15 protein-coding genes and 3 pseudogenes are annotated in these 23,476 nt (G+C 62.2%); 9 read left to right on the forward strand and 9 right to left on the reverse strand.

All coding sequences use genetic code 11. From position 1 onward, the window contains the following. Positions 1-51: 51 nt before the first annotated feature. Positions 52-1,368: a xylose isomerase gene (gene xylA, locus C4J93_RS11590; protein ID WP_124429368.1), complete on the reverse strand. Its 1,317-nt coding sequence runs from the start codon at positions 1,366-1,368 to the stop codon at positions 52-54. A gap of 139 nt (positions 1,369-1,507) precedes the next feature. On the opposite strand from xylA, the gene C4J93_RS11595 reads away from it, so the two are divergent. After that, positions 1,508-2,683, forward strand: a complete 1,176-nt coding sequence (locus tag C4J93_RS11595) for a XylR family transcriptional regulator (protein WP_124429369.1) — start codon at positions 1,508-1,510, stop codon at positions 2,681-2,683. Here C4J93_RS11595 and C4J93_RS11600 read toward each other — a convergent pair. The 5 genes and pseudogenes from C4J93_RS11600 to C4J93_RS11615 all read right to left on the reverse strand — a co-directional run bounded on the left by C4J93_RS11600 (position 2,680) and on the right by C4J93_RS11615 (position 9,775). Then, on the reverse strand, positions 2,680-3,945 hold the full coding sequence (locus C4J93_RS11600; protein ID WP_124429370.1) for a carbohydrate porin: 1,266 nt from the start codon (positions 3,943-3,945) through the stop codon (positions 2,680-2,682). The genes C4J93_RS11595 and C4J93_RS11600 overlap by 4 nt on opposite strands. A 55-nt stretch (positions 3,946-4,000) precedes the next feature. Further along, on the reverse strand, positions 4,001-6,409 hold the full coding sequence (locus tag C4J93_RS11605; RefSeq protein WP_124370402.1) for a glucose/quinate/shikimate family membrane-bound PQQ-dependent dehydrogenase: 2,409 nt from the start codon (positions 6,407-6,409) through the stop codon (positions 4,001-4,003). A 391-nt stretch (positions 6,410-6,800) separates the two neighbouring features. Beyond that, positions 6,801-7,337: pseudogene (locus tag C4J93_RS27675) on the reverse strand (methyl-accepting chemotaxis protein); the annotation flags it as partial. Positions 7,338-7,712: 375 nt separating this feature from the next. Next, positions 7,713-8,744: pseudogene (locus tag C4J93_RS27680) on the reverse strand (cache domain-containing protein); the annotation flags it as partial. Between the two features lie 140 nt (positions 8,745-8,884). After that, on the reverse strand, positions 8,885-9,775 hold the full coding sequence (locus C4J93_RS11615) for a bestrophin family protein (RefSeq protein WP_124362462.1): 891 nt from the start codon (positions 9,773-9,775) through the stop codon (positions 8,885-8,887). A gap of 262 nt (positions 9,776-10,037) precedes the next feature. Between C4J93_RS11615 and C4J93_RS11620 the strand changes: the two genes are divergently transcribed. Both C4J93_RS11620 and C4J93_RS11625 read left to right on the forward strand, forming a co-directional pair. Beyond that, the gene (locus C4J93_RS11620) at positions 10,038-10,889 is read left to right on the forward strand and encodes a hypothetical protein (protein ID WP_177412812.1); all 852 of its coding nucleotides are present in this window, start codon (positions 10,038-10,040) and stop codon (positions 10,887-10,889) included. Between the two features lie 2 nt (positions 10,890-10,891). Further along, entirely contained in the window at positions 10,892-11,917 is a 1,026-nt protein-coding gene (locus C4J93_RS11625; RefSeq protein WP_124429372.1) for a GGDEF domain-containing protein, read from the forward strand. Between the two features lie 17 nt (positions 11,918-11,934). Here the strand turns inward: C4J93_RS11625 and C4J93_RS11630 are convergent, their stop codons facing one another. Next, positions 11,935-12,234, reverse strand: coding sequence for a helix-turn-helix transcriptional regulator (locus tag C4J93_RS11630; RefSeq protein WP_124429373.1), 300 nt, complete (start codon positions 12,232-12,234; stop codon positions 11,935-11,937). Positions 12,235-12,324: 90 nt separating this feature from the next. Here C4J93_RS11630 and C4J93_RS11635 point away from each other — a divergent pair, with 90 nt between their 5' ends. Together C4J93_RS11635 and C4J93_RS11640 are read left to right on the forward strand one after the other, a co-directional pair. Next, entirely contained in the window at positions 12,325-13,416 is a 1,092-nt protein-coding gene (locus C4J93_RS11635; RefSeq protein ID WP_124370414.1) for an NADH:flavin oxidoreductase/NADH oxidase, read from the forward strand. A 285-nt stretch (positions 13,417-13,701) separates the two neighbouring features. Further along, entirely contained in the window at positions 13,702-15,828 is a 2,127-nt protein-coding gene (locus tag C4J93_RS11640; protein WP_124429374.1) for a TonB-dependent siderophore receptor, read from the forward strand. A 134-nt stretch (positions 15,829-15,962) separates the two neighbouring features. Here the strand turns inward: C4J93_RS11640 and C4J93_RS11645 are convergent, their stop codons facing one another. Continuing rightward, positions 15,963-16,685 (reverse strand): FadR/GntR family transcriptional regulator, encoded by a 723-nt coding sequence (locus C4J93_RS11645; RefSeq protein ID WP_124406956.1) that lies wholly within the window; start codon positions 16,683-16,685, stop codon positions 15,963-15,965. 48 nt (positions 16,686-16,733) lie between these two features. After that, a complete protein-coding gene (locus tag C4J93_RS11650) occupies positions 16,734-18,470 on the reverse strand; it encodes an IlvD/Edd family dehydratase (protein ID WP_124429375.1) in 1,737 nt (578 codons plus the stop codon). A 192-nt stretch (positions 18,471-18,662) separates the two neighbouring features. On the opposite strand from C4J93_RS11650, the gene C4J93_RS11655 reads away from it, so the two are divergent. From C4J93_RS11655 to C4J93_RS11670, 4 genes and pseudogenes are all read left to right on the forward strand, one after another. Further along, positions 18,663-19,985 (forward strand): MFS transporter, encoded by a 1,323-nt coding sequence (locus C4J93_RS11655; RefSeq protein WP_124409605.1) that lies wholly within the window; start codon positions 18,663-18,665, stop codon positions 19,983-19,985. Between the two features lie 15 nt (positions 19,986-20,000). Beyond that, entirely contained in the window at positions 20,001-20,990 is a 990-nt protein-coding gene (araD1, locus tag C4J93_RS11660) for an AraD1 family protein (RefSeq protein ID WP_124429376.1), read from the forward strand. An 11-nt stretch (positions 20,991-21,001) separates the two neighbouring features. Beyond that, positions 21,002-22,581: pseudogene (locus C4J93_RS11665) on the forward strand (aldehyde dehydrogenase (NADP(+))). A 16-nt stretch (positions 22,582-22,597) separates the two neighbouring features. Further along, positions 22,598-23,461, forward strand: a complete 864-nt coding sequence (locus C4J93_RS11670; protein ID WP_124429377.1) for an SMP-30/gluconolactonase/LRE family protein — start codon at positions 22,598-22,600, stop codon at positions 23,459-23,461. Positions 23,462-23,476 lie beyond the last annotated feature (15 nt).

Here is a 23,476-nt window from a genome sequence, read left to right on the forward strand (position 1 = left end):
TGTAGACGGGGCCGCTTCGCGACCCAGCGGGAGCAAGCTCCCTCGCCACAGTCAGGTGTAGATAAACCGGTTGACCACACCCTCCAGCATCTCCTGCCGCCCACTCACGGCCTGCGGGTCCAGTTCGTTGGCAAACGCGTGTTCGGCGAGGGATTGCAGGCTGAACTCGCCCGCCAATACGGCTTTGCCCAGCGGCTGGTCCCAGCCGGCATAACGCTGGTCCTTGAACTGCTGCAGCCGGTCGTTCTGCACCATCGCCGCCGCGCGTTCCAGGGCCAGGGCCAGTACATCCATAGCCGCTACATGGCCGTGGAACAGGTCCACATCGTCCAGGCTCTGGCGGCGGACTTTGGAATCGAAATTGTAGCCGCCGTTCTTGAACCCGCCGGCCTTGAGAATCTCATAGGTGGACAGGGTCATTTCCTCGACGCTGTTGGGGAATTGGTCCGTGTCCCAGCCGTTCTGCGGGTCGCCACGGTTGGCGTCGATGCTGCCGAAAATCCCCAGGGACACGGCGGTGGCGATCTCATGATGAAAGCTGTGCCCGGCCAGCGTCGCGTGGTTGGCCTCGATGTTCACCTTGATCTCGTGTTCCAGGCCGTACTCATGCAGGAAGCCGAACACCGTGGCGCTGTCGTAATCGTACTGGTGCTTGGTCGGCTCCTGGGGCTTGGGCTCGATCAACAGGTCGCCCTTGAAGCCGATCTTGTGCTTGTGTTCCACCACCATGCGCATGAACCGGCCGAGCTGTTCCCGCTCGCGCTTGAGGTCGGTATTGAGCAGGGTTTCATAGCCTTCACGGCCGCCCCACAGCACATAGTTGGAGCCCTTGAGCCGCAGCGTGGCATTCATCGCGCTGAACACCTGGGCAGCGGCGTAGGCGAACACCTCTGGGTCGGGATTGCTCGCGGCACCGGCGGCAAACCGCGGGTTGCTGAAGCAATTGGCGGTGCCCCACAGCAGCTTGATACCGGTCTGTTCCTGATGACGCTCCAGGTGATCGACCATCTGCGCAAAGTGGTTGCGATATTCCTTGAGCGAGCTGCCTTCGGGCGCCACATCGGTGTCGTGGAAACTGTAGTAATCGATGCCCAGCTTGGAGAAGAACTCGAAGGCCGCGTCCGCCTTGCCGATGGCCAACTCCATCGGGTCACCGCTGCGCTGCCACGGTCGCTTGAAGGTGCCCACGCCAAACATATCCGCACCCGGCCACACAAAGGTGTGCCAGTAACAGGCGGCCATGCGCAGGTGCTCACGCATGGGTTTGCCGAGGATCAACTTGTTGGCGTCGTAGTGGCGAAAGGCGAGAGGGGCATCGCTGGCAGGGCCTTCGAAGCGAATCTGCTCGACACCGGGGAAGTACGGCATGGCGTTTTCCTTATTGTTCTTGGCGGTGCCTGGATACTAGCAACGGCACTGGGGCTGCTGATTATGAAAATCACCAAGGGATGGTGCGATTTTGTGCAGTCAGGTCTAGTCTGTCTCAACTGGCCCCAGGACAAAAACAATGAAAACCCTACCGCCCGTTCACCGCATCGCCTTGCTCTTCAACGGCAGCAAAATCTACGACCGTGGCATCATCGCCGGCATCGGCAATTACCTGAGCAGCACCCGCGCGTCCTGGGATTTGTTTCTGGAAGAAGATTTTCTCTGCCGTCTGCGCGGCATCGAGCGTTGGCAGGGCGACGGCATCATCGCCGACTTCGATGACCCGCTGATCGGCGAGGCGTTGGCCGGGAGTCGGCTACCGGTGGTGGCGGTGGGCGGTTCGTATGAGGACGCCGGCCAATACCCCAAGGGCATTCCCTATGTGGCGACCGATAACCACGCCTTGATGAAGCTGGCCTACGAGCACCTGATCGAGGCCGGGCTGACGCGGTTTGCCTGTTTCAGCCTGCCCGAAGCCCAGGCCAATCGCTGGGCCCAGGAGCGTGAGAAGGCGTTTCGCCGCTTGATGCAGCGCGATGGCCTGCACGTCGAGGTGTACCGTGGCCTGGGTACCAGCGCGCCGTTATGGGACAGCGCGGTGGAGCAGCAGATTGCCTGGCTGCACAGCCTGCCCAAGCCCATCGGCATTATTGCGGTGACCGATGCCCGCGCCCGGCAACTGCTGCAAGCTTGCCTGACGGCGGGCATTGCAGTGCCTGAGGAAGTGGCGCTGATCGGTATCGACAATGACCCGTTGACCCGCACCCTGACGCGGGTGCCGCTCAGTTCGGTGATCCAGGGCACCGAGACCATGGGCCGCACCGCCGCCGCGCTGCTGCACCAGATGCTGCATGGCAAACCCTGTGCAGGTACGCAGGTGCTGGTGCCGCCGGACGCGATCAACGTGCAGGCCTCCAGCCTGCATCAACCGTTGGGCAATCCCTATGTGATGCAGGCCCTGCTGTTCATTCGCCAGTATGCGTGCCAGGGCATCAAGACCGCGCAGGTGGCGGCGTATGTCGGGGTGTCGCGTTCATCGTTGGAGTCGCACTTTCGCAAGGTGCGCGGGTGCAGCGTGCACGATGAGATCCTGCGCTTCAAACTCGCCGCCGCCGCCAAGGGCCTGGAAAACCAGGCGCTGGCGATTGCCGATATCGCGCAGACCTGCGGGTTTACATCGGCGCAATACCTGCACACGGTGTTTCGTCGTGAGTACGGGTGTACGCCGAGGCAGTACCAGCAAGGCGCGGCTTAGAACACCGCCTTGACTTGCAAACCCAGAATCAGTGCATTGTCGATGCTCTGCCCGGAAAACGCGCCGGGTTCGATGATGTATTGCACGTCCGGCCGCAGGGTCAGCCAGGGCGTGGCCTGATAGCCATAACTGAGTTCGATCAACTGCTCGGCGCTGTCGAGGCCAGGGTAGGGCCGGTCGGCATTGAACGCCGCAAGCGCCTGTACGTCGCGACTGCGCGGGTTCGGCACTGCGCGGCCATAGCCCAGGGCGATGGTGTCATGCGGGCGGCCCTCGAACGGTTTGTACAGCACCACTCCGGCGCCATACCACTTGCTGAACGGTGACGCCGCCTCGCTGGCCGCCGAATACTGACCGAAGGCGTGCAGGCTGCGGCCCTGGGATGACCGGGAAGCCCACACGGCCTGGTCGATCAACAGGTAATGGCCGCCGCGACCGCTGACCTCCTTATCACTGTCGATGCGTTTCACATCGGAGCTGTCGTAGTAATAACCCAGCTTGTATTCCCCCGGCAGGCTGCCGGCGTGTGTGTAGATCAGCTCGATGGGCACCACGGTGCCGGTGGTGTGCTTGGGCCCCAGGTGCCAGGCGCGGCTGGAATTACCGTTGCTGGACGGGTCGACATTGAACGCCGCCACGCGCAGTTGCCAGCTCGGCGAAAAGTCGTATTTCACGCGGGCGCCCAGGTGCGCGTTCGGGTAGTTGGCCCAGCCGCTGCCGCCCGACATGTCCAGCGGATGCCCGCAGAAACCGGCGTTCATGAAATTGCACAGGATGCCGCTGTCCAGGCCGCCGAGGTCATTGCCCATGGCCATGTAGCCGAGCTTGATGTTGAGCGCCGGGGTGAACAGCGTGCGCTCATAGCTCAGTTCGGTGAGGCGCGTATACAGGCCGCCATAATTTTCCTGGATCGGCAGGCGGTTGCCCACCAGGTCATCGGAGGCGCTGTTGCCGCGCCGATCGTTGACGGTCAGCTGGATGCGGTCGCCATGGGTGAAACCGTAGAGCTTGCCCAGGTCGAACTGCGCACCGAGTTTGAGATTCTGCGAATAGCGCGCCGAGCGATGCTGGCCGCCGTGGGCGTTGTAGGCGGTCTCACCGCTGTAGTCGCCGGTAAAACGCACGCCGCGTTCGTCGAGTTCACGGCGCAGGCCGCCCCAGTCGCCGGTCAGGGTGGTGTCGTCGGCCTGGACGGGCAGGGCGGCAGCAAAGGCCAGGCCCAGCACCAGGCGCCCAAGGGCGATATGAGAAGTAGGGTTCATGGGGGATTTCCAGACACAAAGCGCGGTGCGGGCGCACCGCGCGAACAGAGGGTGGTTACGGCAAGGCGTAGGCGATCACGTAGTCGCCACGGTCGGTGGACTGGCGCGCACCGCCAGCGGTGACGACGATGTATTGCTTGCCGGTTTTCGGCGACACGTAGGTCATCGGGCCGCCCTGGCTGCCAACGGGCAGGCGGGCTTTCCAGATTTCATCACCGTTGCCGCTGTTGAAGGCGCGCAGGTAGAAGTCCTGGGTGCCGGCGATGAAGATCAGGCCACCCTGGGTCGACAGCGTACCGCCGAGGGTCGGCAGGCCTACTTTGATCGGCAGGTGCATGCGGATGCCCAGGGGGCCGGTGTCTTCAACGGTGCCGACCGGTACTTGCCAGGCGATTTTTTGCGTCTTCATGTCGATGGCGGTCAAGGTGCCGAACGGCGGCGCCTGGCACGGAATGCCGGCCACCGACAGGAAGCGGTTCTTGTTCACCGCATACGGCGTGCCCTTGAGCGGCACGGCGCCCATGCCGGTGTTCAGCGCTTCACCCCCGGACGCTGCCAGGGCCTTGTTCTGCGACGGCACCATCTGGATCCACAGGCCCAGGCGCATGTCGTTGACGAAGATAAAGCCGTGCACCGGGTCGGTGGAAATGCTGCCCCAGTTCATGCCGCCCAGAGAGCCCGGGAAACTCAGGGATTTATCGGTGCCCGGCGCGGTATACAGGCCATCGTAGCGCATGCCCTTGAAGTCGATGCGGCACAGCAACTGGTCATAGGGCGTCGCGCCCCACATGTCCGATTCGGTCAGGGTCTGCGCGCCGATCTGCGGCATGCCCACCGATTTAGGCTGGGTGGGGGAATACGGCTCGTTGGGAATGTTCGCGGCTTTCACCGGCACTTCCTGCACGTCGGTCAACGGCTTGCCGGTGGCGCGGTCGAGCACATAGATCTGCCCGGCCTTGGTGCCGATTACCACCGCGGGTACCGCCTTGTCGCTGCCTGGCGGGGTGAAATCGATCAGGCTCGGTTGCATCGGCAGGTCGAAGTCCCACAGGTCATTGTGGACCGTCTGGTACACCCATTTCTCTGCGCCGGTGGAGGCGTCCAGCGCCAGTACCGAAGCGCCGTATTTATGATTGAGCTCGGTGCGCTCAACACCGTAGATGTCGGTGGATGAGCTGCCCATCGGCAGGAAAACCGTGTTCATCAGCGGGTCGTAGGACATCGGCGCCCAGCTGTTGGGCGTACTGCGCACATAGGTGCTGCCGTCGGCTGGCGCCTGCTTGTCTTGCGGGTTGCCAGGGTCGAAAGCCCAGCGCATCTGGCCGCTGATCACATCGAAGCCACGGATCACGCCGCCCGGCATATCGGTCTGCACGTTATCGGCCACGCGTCCGCCCACCACCACGGTGGTACCGGCCATCAACGGCGCGGAAGACAATTGGTAGTAGCTGTCCGGGACATTGCCCAGCCCGGCTTTCAGATCTACCTGGCCGTGGTTGCCGAAGTCTTCGCAGAATTTGCCGGTGTCGGCATCCACGGCGATCAGGCGTGCATCGATGGTATTGGTCAGCAGGCGCCGCTGGCATTGCGCACCGGCGGGCACGCTGGCGGCGATCACCGGCGAACTGTTGGGTTGGGTCGGCTGGGCAATCGGCGCGCTGGCATCGAAATACGCCATGCCACGGCAACGCTGCCAGACCGCCGATTGGGCATTGATCTCGTTCTTCCACAGCTCCTTGCCGGTGTCGGCGTCCAGCGCGATGAGGTTGTTGTGCGGGGTGCAGATGAATACTTTGTTGCCGATCTGCAGGGGCGTGAGTTGGTCTTCTGCGCCGTTGCCGTCGCTGATGGCAACGTCACCGGTGCGGTAGGTCCAGGCGACTTTGAGCTTGTCGATGTTGTCGCGATTGATCTGGTCCAGCGCGGCGAAGCGGCTGCCGCCTTCGGTGTTGCCGTAGTGTGCCCAGTCTTTCTGGGCATCGGCCGCAGCCACCGGGGTGATGCCAGGGCCGGCGCCGGTCGGCGCTACGCTTGGGTGAGCGACGAACATATTGCCCGCCGCCACCGCCGCGCCCAGCGCCAGCACGGCAGCAACGCCATACGCGCCGCGCGCCGGTTTGCCGACCAGCAATGGATAGACCAGCGCAACCACGATGCCGATCACCGCGAACATGAACAGTCGCGAGAACAGCGGCCAGTACACCAGGCCTACATCGGCCACGGCCCAGACGGCCGTGCCGACCAGAAACGCGGCGAACCACCAGGCGCCCGCCGGCTTGCGCCGGGCAATCAACAGCCCGGCAATGGCCATGACCACGCCACCGACCAGGAAGTACCAGGAACCTCCCAGGCTGACCAGTTTGGCGCCGCCGACAGCGAGCGCAAGGCCGAGCAGGGCGATGATCACGCCCAGGCCCAGCAGAAGAAAACGTGAGACGCCAGCGGCGCGCGATGCTCGTTTCATGTCGAAAAGACTCGAGTGAGAGAGGGCAAAGCGCGATTTTAGCAAGATAAGTAACCAGTTAGTACATTGCGCAGCGCAATAGACTGTTACCGATGCTGCGATGATGGGCGCAGGCCAATGTGGGAGGGGGCAAGCCCTCGATGGCGGTGTTTCAGGCACAGATGCAGTGACTGACACTCTGCTATCGGGGGCAAGCCCTAATGCCAGTCAGTTAAGCGTACACCACCGTCTGTAGGAGCGAGCTTGCTCGCGAAAAACGTCAACGATAACGCGTGCTTCCTGAATAAACGCGGTGCCTGTGAGTTTTTCGCGAGCAAGCTCGCTCCTACAAAAAGCCTTAACTGACTGGCATTAGGGCAAGCCCCCTCCCACATTTGTATCTGCGTTGGCTTTAGAACTTGAAGCGGCCCACCAGGCCGTTGAGCTGACCGGAAATGTCGGTCAAACGCCCCGACCCGCTCTGCGCCGTATGCGCAAACTCTTCAACCAACTGCGCATCGGCATGAATCTGTGCGATGTGCCGGTTGATCTCTTCGGCCACTTGGTGCTGCTCTTCGGCGGCGGTGGCGATCTGGGTGTTCTGGTCGCGAATCGAGTCCACCGAACCGCGAATCTTGTCGAAGCTGTCGCGGGCCTGCTGGATGCGTTCCACGCTGGTGTGCGACCCCTGCAGGCTGCTTTGCATTTGCTGGGTGACTTCCTTGGTGCGGCGGGCAAGATTGCCCAGCAGGCTGTCGATCTCGCCGGTGGAGTCGGCGGTGCGGCGGGCGAGGGCGCGGACTTCGTCGGCGACCACGGCGAACCCTCGGCCCTGATCGCCGGCGCGTGCGGCTTCAATCGCAGCGTTAAGCGCCAGCAGGTTGGTCTGTTCGGCAATCGAACGGATGGTATCGAGGATGGCGTTGATGTTCTGGCTGTCTTGTTCGAGCAACTGCATGGTCTGCGTGGATTTCTGCAGGTCTTCGCTGAGCTTGAGCACGCTGCCGGTGGCTTCGCCGATGTGCTGCTGGCCGTTGTGTACGTCGCGATAGCCTTCGTCGGCACTCGACGCGGCGGCGCTGCACGAGCGCGCCACTTCATTGGCGGTGGCCACCATTTCGTTGAAGGCGGTGCTCACCAGTTCCACGGCTTCGCGTTGGCGGCCGGCGGCCTGGTTCATGTTGTGCGCGACTTCACGGGTGTCGGCGGCGGCGGTTTGCAGGTCTGAGGATGCGTTGCCGATGCGCTGCACCAGCTGGGCGATCATGCTCAGGAACTGGTTGAACCAACCGGCCAGGCTGGCGGTTTCGTCCTTGCCCTGCACCTTGAGCTGGCGCGTGAGGTCGCCTTCACCTTCGGCAATTTCCTGCAGGCCGTCGGCCACGCCGCGAATCGGGCGCACGATCACGCGGGCGAAACTGGCGCCGACGATGGCGAACACCAGCGCCAGGACGGCGGCGATGGCAGCGATCAACCACGTCAGGCGGGTGGCGCCGGCCATCACTTCGTCACGCTTGATCAGGCCGATAAAGCGCCAGCCCAGGTCTTTGGAACTGACCACGTTGGCCATGTAGGCCACGCCGTCGATGTTCACCTCGGTCACCCCATCACCGTCCTTGGCCAGTTCGGCGTAGTTCGGCCCCAAGCTGGCCAGGGGCTTGAAGTTATGCTTGGCATCGCTGGGATCCACCAGCACGTTTCCGTCGGCCTCCACCAGCATCAGGTAGCCGCTGTCGCCCAGCTTGATGGTGCGCACCAGTTCGGTGAGCTGCTTGAGCGACACGTCCAGGCCGACCACGCCAAGGATATTGCCAGTGGTGTCGGCGACGGTATGCACGGTACCGATCAGCACCACATCGTCCGGTGCCCAGTAATAGGCACCGGTGCGCACGGTCTTGCCCGGCGCAGCAATGGCCGCCTGGTACCAGGGGCGCACGCGTGGGTCGTAGTTGGTCAGTTTGGTGTCGTCCGGCCAGCTGGCGTAGCCGCCGTCGCGCAGGCCCAGGGACAGGTAGGCAGTGCTGGGATGGCTTTTGGCGAACTGGTCGAAGATCGCCAGCAGTTCGGTGTTGGTTGGTGTGAGCGGGATTTGCGCGGCGTCCGCGCTGGCGTAGCTCTTCAGGTCCTTGGCCGCGATAACGCGCGGGTCCTTGGCCACGTACTCGACGTTCTGGCTGATGCCGTCGAAAAACTGCTTCATGCCATTGTCGATCTGGCGGATCTCGCGGCCGCTGCTGTCGAGAAAGTTGGCGAGGGCGCCTTCGCGCACATTCAGCACCACGATCATCGCGACCAGGATGACCGGGAGGCACGCGATGGCCGCAAACGCCCATGTCAGCTTCTGCTTGATATTCATGACTTCACCCGCGGGTATTTATAGTTTTGGCAAGGGAGAAAACGGTCGTGCTGTGCGTCGCATGCGTTTTATGAGGACATGGTCATGCTTACCCTCGGTATATCGACCGAGGGCGCTGGCACTTGAGGGGAGGGGGGCAATCAGCCGATCTGGTCACCGGCCAGGGCGTCACGGCGCATCGACTGCAGGTTCTTCTCGATGGTTTCGCAGATCGCTTCCATTTGAATCTGATGTTCACTGGAGCGAAACGGGCTTTGCAGGTCGGTGCCGATGCGTTCGATGGCCAGCAGCATGAAACCCACCACCGTGGACGCCAGCGGCGTGAACCAGCCAAGGGATTCCACCAGGCCCACGGGCACGATCAGGCAGAACAGCGAGATGAACAGCCGTGGGAAATACACATAGGGGTAGGGCAGCGGCGTGTTGGCGATCCGCTCCATGCCGCCCTGGGCATTGGACAGGTCCACCAGCGTCGACTCCAACCGCGCCAGGCGGATGCTGTCCAGGTGACCGGCCTTGTACTCCCGGGCCAGCAACGCGGCTGAGCCGGTGAGAATGTCGTTGGCGAAGTTGTTGGTGGCGCCATTGCGGGCGAATTCCGCGTCAGGGATGAACGCGCGCACTTCCTCCGGGCAGGGCTCGCCTTTGAGGTGCGCGGCCAGGCAATTCACATAGGCCACATGACGGCGCAACAGCGTGGATTTGATCGGGTTCACTTCGCTGTCGGGATCGTCCAGCAGGGTCAGTACCTGGCGGGCGAAGCTGCGCGAGTTGTTGACCATCGAGCCCCATAAGGTGCGCGCTTCCCACCAGCGGTTGTAGGCGCTGCTGTTACGGAAACTGATCAGCACCACCAGTGCCGAACCCAGCAAGGTCAGGGGCATCAGCGGCAGGTTGATCTTGGAGTTGAGGAACAGCATGAAATCCACCGTGACGGCGATATCCCACAGCAACAGCCAGAACAGGGCCCAGCCCACATAGCCCATGGTCTTGATGATCAGGCGGTATTTCTTGAGAAGGGCAGCTTTCAAACGAGAACCTCGCGGCGTGCGGTTGGCAACAGTGCCAGGTTACGACGCCGTAGACGGGTGAAGGTTCGCCTGACGGGACCCGGTTCGGGAAATCTGGAACAACTTTGGTACTGATGTCGTCTGGCGCGGCAATCGCTGTACATTGCGCCGAGGCAAAAAGCCATTAACCGCAGGGTTTACCACGTGATTTGTTTTGGGGCCGGGCTGCAGGGATTTCGTAGCTGAGATCAGTGGAATCAAGTTGGATGATCAGGGCTCTTTCATGCATGTCAGTTCGTTGAAGTCGGCTATGTGTAATACCGCGCAAGCGCTCGAACGTCATAGGGATTTTGAATCGTGCTTGAGAGCGCATTACCACGTGCTGCTCGTGCCCTATTCCAGACGACCGTTTTTCTATAAGAGTGCACTTAAATACAGCCGTTTGATGGTGTCGTTTGCGTTATTGAGCGAGTACTTCGCCACACCGCTGCCGTTGTTGTCCGAAGTTAAAAACCTGTGCGTGACGCGCAGGTATTGTTCGAAAAACAGCCTGGAATCGATCTTTCTGTTGTTTCGTGCGCTGGGCTTCATGGAGGTTGCGCCGCACCCCGAAGACAGTCGCTTCAGGGTGTACGCGCCCTCGGACGAAGCCTGCCGTGAAGCGCGCCTGATGTTGACCTCGCTCACGGAGTCGTTGGCGCGGCTGTACCCCGAGAGGGCGATTTTTCAACAATTGCGTGAGTTGGATGACCGCGGTTTCCTGGCCCTTTACTTCAAGGGGTTTGCCATCATTCTCGACGCCGACCTCACGGTCGATGTATTGCTGCCCGAGTGTTACTGGCTGGTTAAACGGGACGCCGGGCACCTGTTGATGCTGGCCATTTATAACGATGCCTTTGCGCCGGAAAATGATCGGGCAACGTTCAGGTCATCTTCGTATCTGGCATTGGCCAAGCAACTGTCGGTGTCCAAGACCCACATTATCCGAATGGTGCAGGAGGGCGTGGAAAAAGGCTATTTCAAAGCGCACTCCAAGACCCGGCTGGAAGTTTTGCCGCCCTTTGTCAGCCTGGTAAAGCGGTTCATGGCCTTTTCATTTGCGGTTGGCCTGCATGCTATTGAAATGGGAGCGTAGGGATGCCTGCTCACTTGAAGTTAAGGCCCAGGATGCGCCGGTTGCTGTCGCCTGCGGTAACGCAAGCCGAATGGATAGGCATCATCGCCTGGATTGGTATCGGCTTGATCCAGGCCATGCTGTTCGACCCGTATGTGTTGAGCGTCACCCTCGGCCTGTTAGTTGTGTGCCGTGTTCATTCGCTGACGACGAACTTCCTGTTGTGGCGGTTGCTGGGGGTGATCTATATCGTGCTGTTGTCGGTAGGGTTTGCCTACATCATTCACTTGAACCCGCCACTGCGTATCTACGGCTTGCCCCTGGCCGTCACGCTGGTGGTCGGCAGCGCGATCCTGTTTATCAGTGTCCAGGATTATCTGGTCGGCGCCCTGTCGGTCTGGCTTATCCTGTGGTCGCCGATGCAGGCCGAACTCTATGCCGCAACCCAAAGTTATCTGCTGATATTTTGCGCGTCGTCGGTGTCGATCGGTTTCATCCTGAGTTACTCATACTTGAAGAACCTGCGTTCGGTGTTGCTGGTGGAAAGTGAGTTTCGCGCATTGGCCGAGACCGATTACCTGACCTCTATCCTCAACCGACGCGCGTTCATGCAAAGCTTCGAAAAGTTGCTCGACAGTGGCCAGGGCGGCTACTTCATCATGTTGGATATCGACAGCTTCAAGGCCAAGAATGACCTGTACGGCCACGACGTCGGCGATAAGATTTTGCGCGCCATGGCGCTCTGCCTGAAAAACGCCAAAGGCAGCCACAGCTTTGGACGCATCGGTGGGGAGGAGTTCGGCGTGTTGTTGCAGGGCGATGACCCGGCGCTGGCCGGCCAGTTTGTACTGGATTTGTTGCAGGCGATCCGCTGCAGCGTCGCCCCGCCGCACAACTACACGTGCAGTGCTGGCATGGCGCGCTTTTCGGCAGGTGACGAATTGTCGACGGTGCTCAAGTTAGCCGACAAAAACCTGTATGGCGCCAAGCGCAACGGCAAGGACTGTGTGCATCTGGATGGCGCGCCGCTGCGGCCGGTCACGGCCTGAAGCGCAGGGGCCGGTGTTCAGCGCTGGGCAAGCACACTCGCCAGCAATCCGGGGAAGCGACCTTCGAGCTCTTCGCGACGCAACGAGTTCATGTGGGTGGTGCCGACATTGCGGGTGTTCACCAGGCCCGCATCGCGTAACACCCTGAAGTGGTGGGACATGCTCGATTTGGGGCGCCCGCCGTCCAGTTCGCCACACGTGGCTTCCGGCACGCTTGCCAGGCAGCGCACGATGTCCAGGCGCACGGGGTCGCTGAGGGCGTAGAGCACGCGCTCAAGTGTTAGCTCTTGCGGGGTAGGGTGTTTGAAGGCTCGCATGGCGCGGATCATAACAGGGGGGTAGCGTTGAATACCATAGTTCGATTACCATCGAACTATCGAATCACGCACGCTTATCCGGAGTATCTGATGTCCGCTTTGTTCGAACCGTTCAAACTCAAAGACGTAACCCTGCGCAATCGCATTGCCATCCCGCCGATGTGCCAATACATGGCCGACGACGGCATGGTCAATGACTGGCACCACGTGCACCTGGCCGGCATGGCCCGTGGCGGTGCCGGTCTGCTGGTGGTCGAAGCCACTGCCGTCGCGCCGGAGGGGCGTATCACCCCAGGCTGCGCCGGTATCTGGAGCGATGCCCATGCCGAGGCGTTCGTGCCGATGGTCAAGGCGATCAAGGCTGCAGGTTCCGTCCCCGGTATCCAGATTGCCCACGCCGGTCGCAAAGCCAGCGCCAACCGTCCATGGGAAGGCGACGACCACATCCCGGCCTCCGATGCCCGTAGCTGGGAAACCATCGCCCCGTCGGCTATTGCGTTCGGCGCGAACCTGCCCAACGTACCGCGTGCCATGACCCTGGACGACATTGCCCGCGTCCAGCAAGACTTCGTCGACGCCGCCCGTCGTGCGCGTGACGCCGGTTTTGAATGGATCGAGCTGCACTTCGCCCATGGTTACCTGGGCCAGAGCTTTTTCTCCGAACACTCCAACCAGCGTACCGACGCCTACGGTGGCAGCTTCGACAACCGCAGCCGCTTCCTTCTGGAAACCCTGGCCGCCGTGCGTGAAGTCTGGCCGGAAAACCTGCCGCTCACCGCCCGCTTCGGCGTGATCGAGTACGACGGCCGTGATGAGCAGACCCTCACCGAGTCCATCGAACTGGCCCGCCGATTCAAGGCCGGTGGTCTGGACCTGCTCAGCGTCAGCGTCGGGTTCACCATTCCCGACACCAACATTCCGTGGGGCCCGGCGTTCATGGGCCCGATTGCCGAACGTGTGCGCCGTGAAGCCGGTATTCCGGTGACGTCGGCGTGGGGCTTTGGTACCCCGCAACTGGCCGAAAGCGCGCTGCAGGCCGGGCATCTGGACCTGGTCTCCGTGGGCCGCGCGCACCTGGCTGATCCGCATTGGGCGTACTTTGCGGCCAAGGAACTGGGCGTGGACAAGTCGTCCTGGACCTTGCCGGCGCCTTATGCGCATTGGTTGGAACGTTATCGCTGAGCTAGCGACTGCGTAGCGACTTGGTAAAACTGTGGGAGGGGGCTTGCTCCCGATGGCGGTGGGTCAGTGCCAGATTGTCTGGTTGATCCACCGCTATCGGGGGCAAGCCCCCTCCCACATTTGGTTTATGGACATCAGGAATACCGAGCCAATCGATACAAAGGCGATACGCGAAAAATAACAAATGAGAATGGATGTCAAACGCGAATGCGTTGATATATTATGCGCGGCGAATTCTTGGCAGGTTTGCCGCCCCATCTGGCTCATTCACTAGGTTCAACATCCATGCGTCGTACCCTGATTTCCATCTGTGTGCTTCAGGCGTTTTCCCCTTTTAGCTGGGCAGAAGAGTCCCCGGCTGAAAAGGCCGGTATCGAGCTGCAAGCAACCAATGTGACCGCCACTGCGGATTTCGAGTCAGCCCAGGGCCCGGTGCAGGGCTACCACGCCACGCGATCAGCTAGTGCGACGCGCACCGACACCTCGATTCATGAAACCCCGCAGTCCATCAGCGTGGTGTCCAGGGATGTGGTCGAGGACATCGGCGCAACGCGCCTGCAGGATGCCCTTGACTATGCCGGTGGGGTCGGGCGCGCCAACAACTTCGGTGGACAGGGCCTGACCACCTTCACCGTGCGCGGTTTCACCACCGGTGAGTTCTACCGCAACGGTTTCCCGATCAATCGCGGTTACCCGAACATGCCGGATGCCAATACCATCGAGCGCCTCGAGGTGTTGCGCGGCCCGGCGACCATGCTCTACGGCCGTGGCGACCCCGGTGGCACGTTCAACGTGGTGTCCAAGCAGCCGCTGGCCGAACGCAGCGTCACCTTGGGCAGCCAAGTCAATGACCAAGGCATGAAGCGCGGCACCCTGGATGCCTCCGGCCCGCTGGACGAAGCAGGCCGCCTGGCCTATCGCCTGAACGTGGTGGGCGAGGGCGGCGACACCTTCCGCGATCACGTCGAGACCGAACGCTACGGCGTGACACCGGTACTCACCTGGCAGGCCAGCGATGACACCAAGGTGATCTTCGAAGGCGACTTCATGCGCAACAATGCCCCGTTGGACCGTGGCCTGACGCGTTACCCGAATCAGCGCGGCACGCCGTCGCGCGAAACGTTCTGGGGCGACAAGGACGTGGGCAAGCTGCATAACGACAACAACATGGCGCAGTTGCGTTTCGAGCATGCGCTCAATGACAACTGGACGTTGGGCGGCGGTTTCCAGTGGTTGGATGGGACATTGAAGGGCAACGCAATCGAGGCTAACGGCCTGGGTGCCGATGGTCGCACGCTGCAGCGCAACTTCAACTACCGCAAGCTGAAGTGGACCGACAAGGACTATCAGCTCAACCTGACCGGGCATTTCTCCACCGCTGGTTTCGAGCACACGCTGCTGACCGGCATCGAGTACGAAGACTACGACTATAAGTCGATCATCCAGCGCTCCAGCGCCGCCTCGGGCACTTACCCGATCGATATCTTCAACCCGGTCTACGGCCAGGCTCGCCCGCCGCTGACGCGCACGCCGACGCATGACAAGGAAAACCTCAAGACCTACGCGGCCTTCGTGCAGGACCAGGTGGCCCTGACCGAGCGCTTGAAAGTCCTGGCCGGTGCACGTTTCGAACGCTTTGAACATGACTACGAAAGTTATGTGCCCGGCGTGAACCCCTTCCAGAGCGCAGAAAACGCCGTCACCCCACGTGTCGGTGTGATCTACGACCTCACCGATACCGTCGCGGTGTATGCCGACGCCGCACGTTCGTTCAAGCCGAACACCGGTGCGGCCCGCGAAGGCGGTGGCTTCGCGCCGGAAAAGGGCAAGTCCTATGAGATGGGGATCAAGTGGGAATCCGTGGACCGCCAACTGAGCGTCGACGCTTCGATCTATCAGATCGACAAGAAAAACGTACTGACCACCGACCCGGTGATCAACACGTTCAGCGTCGCCGCAGGTGAAGTGCGCAGCCGAGGCTTTGACCTCAACGTCGCGGGCAACCTCACGCCTGAGTGGCGCATGATCGGCGGCTATGCCTACGTGGATGCCGAAGTCACCAAGGACAACAGCATCCGCTCCGGCACGCGCTTGTTGAACATCCCGCGCAACAGCTTCAGCCTGCTCAACGTCTATGAGTTCCAGGACGGCGCCCTCAAGGGCCTGGGCCTCGGTGTGGGCGGCAAATACGTCGACCAGCGCGCCGGCCAGACCGCCAACACCGCCTTCTCGATGGACGCCTACACCGTGGTCGACCTGCTGGGTTACTACAAGGTCAACGAACAGGTACGCCTGAACCTGGACGTGAAAAACCTGTTCAACCGCGAGTATGAGGAAGGCGCGTTCGGCAATATCTACGCCTACCCAGGCGCACCGCGCACGGTGCAGGTCGGAATCTCCTACACCCTCTGACGCTGTACACAGTTCCAAATGTGGGAGGGGGCTTGCTCCCGATAGCGGTGTATCAGTCAAAAATATTGAGACTGACACACTGCAATCGGGGGCAAGCCCCCTCCCACATTGGATCTTGTTTCAGCCTTGAGAGGCTACAACGGCGTCAACACATTCATCACCGTATCCAACGCCACCCGCGTGTCATCCAACTGCACCAACGATGCATGCCGCGCGCCCAGTGCGTCGCGGTTTTTGATCGCGGTGAGGATCGCCTTGTGCCGGGGCAGGCTCAGGCCCTGGATATCCGGGCGGCGGTTGGTGATGTTGATCGACTCGCGCAACGGCAACGACAGCATGTTGCACATATAGGCGAGCAGGTCGTTGCGGGTGGCGTCGGCAATGGCGCGGTGGAAGTCCAGGTCGGCCTGCAACAGTTCGTCGTGGGTCTTGGCCGTTTCCATGCCCTGGTAGGCTTTTTCGATGGTGGCGATGTCTTCATCGGTGGCGGTGGTCGCGGCCATGGCGGCGATTTCCGGTTCGAGGATGCGCCGCACCCCGGCCAGCGTGTTGAAAAACTCGCTGTGGGGCGTGGACTGCATCAACCAGGACAGCACGTCCGGGTCGAGCAGGTGCCACTTCAAACGTGGCCGCACCACGGCGCCCACCCGAGGCTTGGAATACACCAGGCCCTTGGCGCTGAGCACCCGCGTCGCCTCGCGCAACACCGAACGGCTGACCTTGTATTCCTCGCACAGCGTGGCTTCCATGGGCAGTCTTTCTTCCGGCTTGAAGCGCCCGGAAACGATGTGCATGCCCAAGTCCTGAACGATCTGGGCATGCATGCTCTTGCGCGGCTTGGGCGGCTGGTGATCCATAACGACGGGCAGGCTCTGGCTTAAATTCGCCGCATCATAGCATCCCAATTAGTGGGAATGCCGGGGGACTTCGGCGCCACGGCAGCCCACCAGGAAGTCGAAGTCGCAACCCTGGTCGGCCTGTAGCACATGGTCGATGTACAGCTGGCGATAGCCGCCGACGATGAGTTTCTCGGGCGGTGCCAGGTCGGCCATGCGCGACGCCAATTCGGCGTCGGGGATGTCCAGGTGCAAGCGCCCATTGGCGCAGTCGAGTTCAATCCAGTCACCTTCCTGCACGGCCGCCAACGGCCCGCCCGCTGCGGCTTCCGGCGCCACATGCAGCACCACCGTGCCATACGCGGTGCCGCTCATGCGCGCATCGGAAATCCGCACCATGTCGGTCACGCCCTGGGCCAGCAATTTGGCCGGCAGGCCCATGTTGCCGACTTCGGCCATGCCTGGGTAACCCTTGGGTCCGCAGTTTTTCATGACCAGGATCGAGTTGGCGTCCACGTCCAGTTCCGGATCGTTGATGCGTGCCTTGTACATGTCGAAGTTTTCGAACACTACTGCGCGGCCGCGGTGTTGCATCAGCTCGGCGCTGGCTGCAGACGGTTTGAGCACCGCACCCAGCGGCGCCAGGTTACCGCGCAGCACGCAGATGCCGCCGTCGGCGCGGATCGGGTTGTCGAGGGTGCGGATCACTTCGTCCTGGCCGTAGATCGGTGAGTCCTTGGTGTTCTCGCTCAAGGTTTTGCCGTTGACGGTCAAGGCATTCGGATGCGGGATCAGGTTGGCTTCGCCCAGGCGGCGCAAAACGGCCGGCAGGCCGCCGGCATAGTAGAACTCTTCCATCAGGAAGCGCCCCGAGGGTTGCAGGTCGACGATGGTCGGCATGCCACGCCCGATGCGGGTCCAGTCATCCAGGTCCAGCTCGACGCCGATGCGCCCGGCGATGGCTTTCAAGTGGATCACCGCGTTGGTCGAACCGCCGATGGCCGCGTTCACCCGGATCGCGTTTTCGAAGGCTTCCTTGGTGAGGATCTTTGACAGCTTCAAGTCTTCGCGCACCATCTCTACCGCACGCATGCCCGACATGTGCGCCAGCACATAACGCCGTGCATCCACTGCCGGAATCGCCGCGTTGTGGGGCAGGGAGGTGCCCAGGGCCTCGGCCATGCAGGCCATGGTCGACGCGGTGCCCATGGTGTTGCAGGTACCCGCCGAACGCGACATGCCGCCTTCGGCCGCGAGGAAATCATCCAGAGTAATGGTGCCGGCCTTGACCTGTTCGCTGAGCTGCCACACTACCGTGCCCGAGCCGATGTCCTGGCCCTTGTGTTTGCCGTTGAGCATCGGCCCGCCGGTGACGACGATGGCCGGCACATCACAACTGGCGGCACCCATCAGCAGGGCCGGGGTGGTTTTGTCGCAGCCGGTGAGCAGCACCACGCCATCGATCGGGTTGCCGCGAATCGCTTCTTCCACGTCCATGCTCGCCAGATTGCGCGTCAGCATGGCTGTGGGGCGCAGGTTGGATTCGCCGTTGGAGAACACCGGGAATTCCACCGGGAAGCCACCGGCTTCGATCACACCGCGTTTAACGTGCTCGGCGATCTGGCGAAAGTGCGCGTTGCACGGGGTCAGCTCCGACCAGGTGTTACAGATGCCGATGATCGGCTTGCCATGGAACTGATGGTCGGCAATGCCCTGGTTCTTCATCCAGCTGCGGTACATGAAGCCGTTCTTGTCGGCAGTACCGAACCACTGGGCGGAGCGTAGGCCGGGCTTTTTATCAGACATGATCGATTCTCTTATTGTATGACTATATGTTCTGAGCGTGGTTAAACATAAGCGCAAAATCGAAGCTTTGGAAGAGTTGTTTTGCAAATAGTCCTACTATATAGTCTTTCTCAACTGAGGTATGACCCTGGCGGATTTTCGCGAGAGGCGTCCCCCGAGCTTCTATAAAAACAACAATCGGAGATCGACCCCATGAGCCAGGAACTGCGGCTTATTCGGCGCATCACGCTGAAACTGATTCCCTTCCTGATCCTGCTGTACCTGATTGCCTACGTGGACCGCTCTGCCGTGGGCTTCGCCAAGCTGCACATGGGCGCCGACGTCGGCATCGGCGATGCGGCCTATGGCTTGGGCGCGGGGTTGTTCTTCATTGGCTACTTCCTGTTCGAGATTCCCAGCAACCTGATGCTCGACCGCTTTGGCGCGCGGCGCTGGTTCGCGCGCATCATGATCACCTGGGGCACCATCACCATCGGCATGGCCTTCGTACAAGGGCCGCACAGCTTCTATGTGATGCGCTTTCTGCTCGGCGCGGCCGAGGCCGGGTTCTTTCCGGGCGTGCTGTACTACATCACCCAGTGGTTCCCGGTGCGCCATCGCGGCAAGATCCTCGGGCTGTTCATCCTCTCCCAACCAATCGCGATGATGATCACCGGGCCCGTGTCCGGCGGCTTGCTGGGCATGGACGGCACCCTGGGCCTGCACGGCTGGCAGTGGCTGTTCATCGTGATCGGCACCCCGGCGATCCTGCTCACCTGGCCGGTGCTGCGCTACCTGCCGGACGGCCCCAGCCAAGTCAAGTGGATGAGCGAGGAAGAAAAGGCCTGGCTCACCGGTGAGCTCAACAAAGACCTGCAAGCCTACGGCCAGACCCGCCACGGCAACCCGCTGCATGCGCTCAAGGACAAGCGCGTGTTGCTGCTGGCGCTGTTCTACCTGCCGGTGACCTTGAGCATCTACGGCCTGGGCCTGTGGCTGCCGACCTTGATCAAGCAATTTGGCGGCAGTGACCTCACCACCGGCTTCATCTCCGCCGTGCCTTACATCTTCGGCATCATCGGCCTGCTGATCATCCCGCGCAGTTCCGACCGTTTGAATGACCGTTACGGCCACCTTGCCGTGCTCTATGTACTGGGCGCCATCGGCCTGTTCTTCAGCGCCTGGCTCAGTGTGCCGGTGCTGCAAATGGCGGCCCTGTGCCTGGCGGCGTTCGCGATGTTTTCCTGCACGGCGGTGTTCTGGACCTTGCCGGGCCGCTTCTTCGCCGGTGCCAGTGCGGCGGCGGGTATCGCGTTGATCAATTCGGTGGGCAACCTTGGCGGCTACATCGGCCCGTTCGTGATCGGTGCGCTCAAGGAATACACCGGCAACCTGGCCTCGGGCCTGTACTTCTTGTCCGGCGTGATGCTGTTCGGGCTGGTGCTGACCCTGGTGGTCTACCGCCTGCTGGAACGCAAGCATGTGCTGCCCGCCGACCAATTCGCCGCCAGTGCCCGTGGCGCCACACGTACTTAATTCAGGAGAAATGGCATGCGTTTAGTTCAGTTCGAGTTGCCCAACGGCGAACGCCGCGTCGGCGTAGTGGAAGGCACACAGCTGCGCGAAGTTCAGGCGGCGCGCAGCGTGCGTGAATTGGCCCTGGCCGCGATCGAAGCCGGTGTGGGCCTCGAGCAGCAGGTGAACAGCCTTGGCCTGGGCGACAGCCACGACTACGCCGCGTTGTTGGCCGAACTCAAGGTGCTGCCGCCACTGGACCACCCGGACCCGGCCCATATGCTGATCAGCGGTACCGGCTTGACTCACCTGGGCAGCGCTTCGGCGCGAGACAAAATGCACCAGGCCGGTGACGACACCGCCCTGACCGACACCATGCGCATCTTCAAATGGGGGGTTGAGGGCGGCAAGCCAGCCGCCGGGCAGGCGGGCGTGCAGCCGGAGTGGTTCTATAAAGGCGACGGCAGCACCGTGGTGCGCCCCGGCGCCGCGTTCCCGGTACCGCCGTTTGCCGAAGACGCCGGCGAAGAGCCGGAAATCGGTGGCCTCTACGTGATCGGCCCGGACAGCAAGCCCTACCGTGTTGGCTTTGCGGTGGGCAACGAATTTTCCGACCATGTGATGGAACGCAAGAACTACCTGTACCTGGCCCATTCCAAACTGCGCAGTTGCAGCTACGGGCCGGAGCTGCGCGTGGGCGAGTTGCCCCAGCACCTGGCAGGCACCAGCCGCATCCTGCGTAACGGCGAAGAAATCTGGCGGAACGAATTCCTCAGCGGCGAGGCCAATATGTGCCACAGCCTGGAAAACCTCGAATACCACCACTTCAAATACCGTCAGTTCCTCAAGCCCGGCGATGTGCACATCCACTTCTTCGGCACCGCCACGCTGTCATTTGCCGACGGTATACGTACCCAGGCCGGCGATGTGTTCGAGATTACCCAGGCTGAATTCGGCGCGCCGTTGGTCAACCGTGTCGGCAGCAGTGATGCGGCATTCGAACCCGGCAACGTCATTACCCTTTAAAGGAGAGCCCCATGACCCAGTTCCTCGGCCACAACTACATCGGCGGCCAACGCAGTGCCAACGGCAGCACCCAGTTGCAGAGCGTCGACGCCACCACCGGCGAAGCCTTGCCCCAGGCGTTCTACCAGGCCACCCGCAGGAGGTGGATGCCGCCGCCAAAGCGGCCGCCGCCGCGTACCCGGCTTACCGCGCCTTGAGCGCGTCGCGCCGTGCGCAATTTCTTGATGCGATTGCCGACGAGTTGGACGCACTGGGCGATGATTTCGTCGAGCTGGTCTGCCGCGAAACCGCCTTGCCGGCGGCGCGCATCAAAGGCGAACGTGGGCGTACCAGCGGCCAGATGCGCCTGTTCGCCACGGTGTTGCGTCGCGGTGATTTTTACGGCGCGCGCATCGACAAAGCGCTGCCGGATCGCCAGCCATTGCCGCGTCCGGACCTGCGCCAATACCGCATCGGCCTGGGCCCGGTCGCGGTGTTCGGCGCCAGTAACTTCCCCCTGGCATTTTCCACCGCCGGCGGTGATACCGCCGCTGCGCTGGCAGCCGGTTGCCCGGTGGTATTCAAGGCCCACAGCGGGCATATGGCGACGGCCGAGCAGGTGGCCGATGCGATCATCCGCGCCGCCCAAGCCACCGAAATGCCGGCAGGCGTGTTCAACATGATCTTCGGCGGCGGTGTTGGCGAAGCGCTGGTCAAGCACCCGGCGATCCAGGCCGTCGGCTTTACCGGCTCGCTCAAGGGCGGCCGTGCCCTGTGCGATATGGCGGCGGCGCGCCCGCAGCCGATCCCGGTGTTTGCCGAGATGTCGAGCATCAACCCGGTCATCGTGCTGCCGCAGGCGCTGCAAGCCCGCGCCGACAGCGTCGCCCGCGACCTGACCGCCTCGGTGGTGCAAGGCTGCGGCCAGTTCTGCACCAATCCTGGCTTGGTGATCGGCATCACGTCCCCAGCGTTCACCGCGTTCACGCAACAAGTCGCGAAGCTGATCGGCGAGCAACCGGCGCAAACCATGCTTAACGCGGGCACCTTGGGCAGCTACGGCAAGGGCCTGGAAAAGCTCCTGTCTCACCCCGGTATCGAGCACCTGGCGGGCAACGCCCAATCGGGCAACCAGGCCCAGCCGCAGTTGTTCAAGGCCGATGTGCGCCTGTTGATCGACGGCGATGAAGTGCTGCAGGAAGAAGTGTTCGGCCCGACCACGGTGTTTGTCGAAGTCGCCGACCAGGCCCAGCTCAGCGCCGCCTTGCAGGGCCTGCACGGGCAGTTGACCGCCACCATCATTGGCGAACCGGCTGACCTGCAACAGTTCGCCGAGCTGACGCCGCTGCTGGAACAGAAAGTCGGGCGCATCCTGCTCAACGGTTACCCCACTGGTGTGGAAGTCTGCGATTCGATGGTGCACGGCGGACCGTACCCGGCCACCTCCGATGCCCGTGGCACCTCGGTCGGCACCTTGGCCATCGATCGGTTCCTGCGCCCGGTGTGCTTCCAGAACTACCCTGATAGCCTGCTGCCCGACGCGCTGAAAAACGCCAACCCGTTGCGTATCCAGCGGCTGGTGGATGGCGCGCCGTCTCGAGAATCCCTGTAAGTCACCCGGAGGCTTCATGTCGTTGAGCGCAGTCACCCCGCACCGTGCCCGGTTGGGCGAAGGGCCGTTCTGGGATGCTCCGTCCCAGGCCCTGTATTGGGTGGATATCGCCGCCCGCCAGGCCCTGCGCCTGATGGACGGGCAGTTGCGAGTCTGGCAATTACCCGAACACGTCTCGGCGTTCATCCCCTGCGAAAGCGGGGATGCGCTGGTGACCCTGAGCAGCGGTGTGTACCGGCTGGACTTGAACACCGAAGCCCTGACCCTGCTGTGCGTGGCCGACCCGCAACCGGGTAACCGCGGCAACGAAGCCCGTTGCGATGCCCAGGGCCGACTATGGCTGGGCACCATGCAGAACAACATCGGCGCCCACGGCGAAGACCTGCCCATCACGCGACGCTCCGGTGGGCTGTTTCGTATCGACGCCGATGCGACGGTCACGCCGCTGCTGAGCGGGCTGGGCATTCCCAACACGCTGTTATGGAGCGACGACGGCGGCCATGTGCATTTCGGCGACAGCCTGGATGGCACGCTGTACCGGCATGCCATCCAACCCGACGGCCAGCTCGACGCCGCCCGGACGTGGTTCGCTGCCCACGAACGCGGCGGGCCGGACGGCTCGGCCATGGACAGTGAGGGTTACATCTGGAATGCGCGCTGGGACGGCAGTTGCCTGCTACGCCTGACGCCGCAAGGGCAAGTGGACCGCATCGTCGAACTGCCCGTCAGCCGCCCCACCAGTTGCGTGTTTGGTGGGCCTGATCTGACCACCCTGTATATCACCAGCGCCGCCAGCCCCTTGGATCACCCATTGGACGGTGCGGTACTGAGCATGGAGGTGGAGGTGCCAGGCAAGCCCTGTCACCGCTTCGCCGGATAAACCGAAAAACGAATA

The sequence above is a fragment of the Pseudomonas sp. R2-37-08W genome, assembly GCF_003851705.1.
Classification (GTDB): Bacteria; Pseudomonadota; Gammaproteobacteria; order Pseudomonadales; family Pseudomonadaceae; genus Aquipseudomonas.

Excerpts from the sequence above, each read along its gene's own strand:
- C4J93_RS11600 (WP_124429370.1), bottom strand. The coding sequence starts at position 3,945 with ATGAACCCTACTTCTCATATCGCCCTTGGGCGCCTGGTGCTGGGCCTG.
- araD1 (WP_124429376.1), top strand. The coding sequence starts at position 20,001 with ATGCGTTTAGTTCAGTTCGAGTTGCCCAACGGCGAACGCCGCGTCGGC.
- C4J93_RS11655 (WP_124409605.1), top strand. The coding sequence starts at position 18,663 with ATGAGCCAGGAACTGCGGCTTATTCGGCGCATCACGCTGAAACTGATT.
- C4J93_RS11595 (WP_124429369.1), top strand. The coding sequence starts at position 1,508 with ATGAAAACCCTACCGCCCGTTCACCGCATCGCCTTGCTCTTCAACGGC.
- C4J93_RS11650 (WP_124429375.1), bottom strand. The coding sequence starts at position 18,470 with ATGTCTGATAAAAAGCCCGGCCTACGCTCCGCCCAGTGGTTCGGTACT.
- C4J93_RS11670 (WP_124429377.1), top strand. The coding sequence starts at position 22,598 with ATGTCGTTGAGCGCAGTCACCCCGCACCGTGCCCGGTTGGGCGAAGGG.
- C4J93_RS11630 (WP_124429373.1), bottom strand. The coding sequence starts at position 12,234 with ATGCGAGCCTTCAAACACCCTACCCCGCAAGAGCTAACACTTGAGCGC.
- C4J93_RS11635 (WP_124370414.1), top strand. The coding sequence starts at position 12,325 with ATGTCCGCTTTGTTCGAACCGTTCAAACTCAAAGACGTAACCCTGCGC.
- C4J93_RS11605 (WP_124370402.1), bottom strand. The coding sequence starts at position 6,409 with ATGAAACGAGCATCGCGCGCCGCTGGCGTCTCACGTTTTCTTCTGCTG.
- xylA (WP_124429368.1), bottom strand. The coding sequence starts at position 1,368 with ATGCCGTACTTCCCCGGTGTCGAGCAGATTCGCTTCGAAGGCCCTGCC.
- C4J93_RS11645 (WP_124406956.1), bottom strand. The coding sequence starts at position 16,685 with ATGGATCACCAGCCGCCCAAGCCGCGCAAGAGCATGCATGCCCAGATC.
- C4J93_RS11620 (WP_177412812.1), top strand. The coding sequence starts at position 10,038 with ATGCATGTCAGTTCGTTGAAGTCGGCTATGTGTAATACCGCGCAAGCG.
- C4J93_RS11640 (WP_124429374.1), top strand. The coding sequence starts at position 13,702 with ATGCGTCGTACCCTGATTTCCATCTGTGTGCTTCAGGCGTTTTCCCCT.
- C4J93_RS11625 (WP_124429372.1), top strand. The coding sequence starts at position 10,892 with ATGCCTGCTCACTTGAAGTTAAGGCCCAGGATGCGCCGGTTGCTGTCG.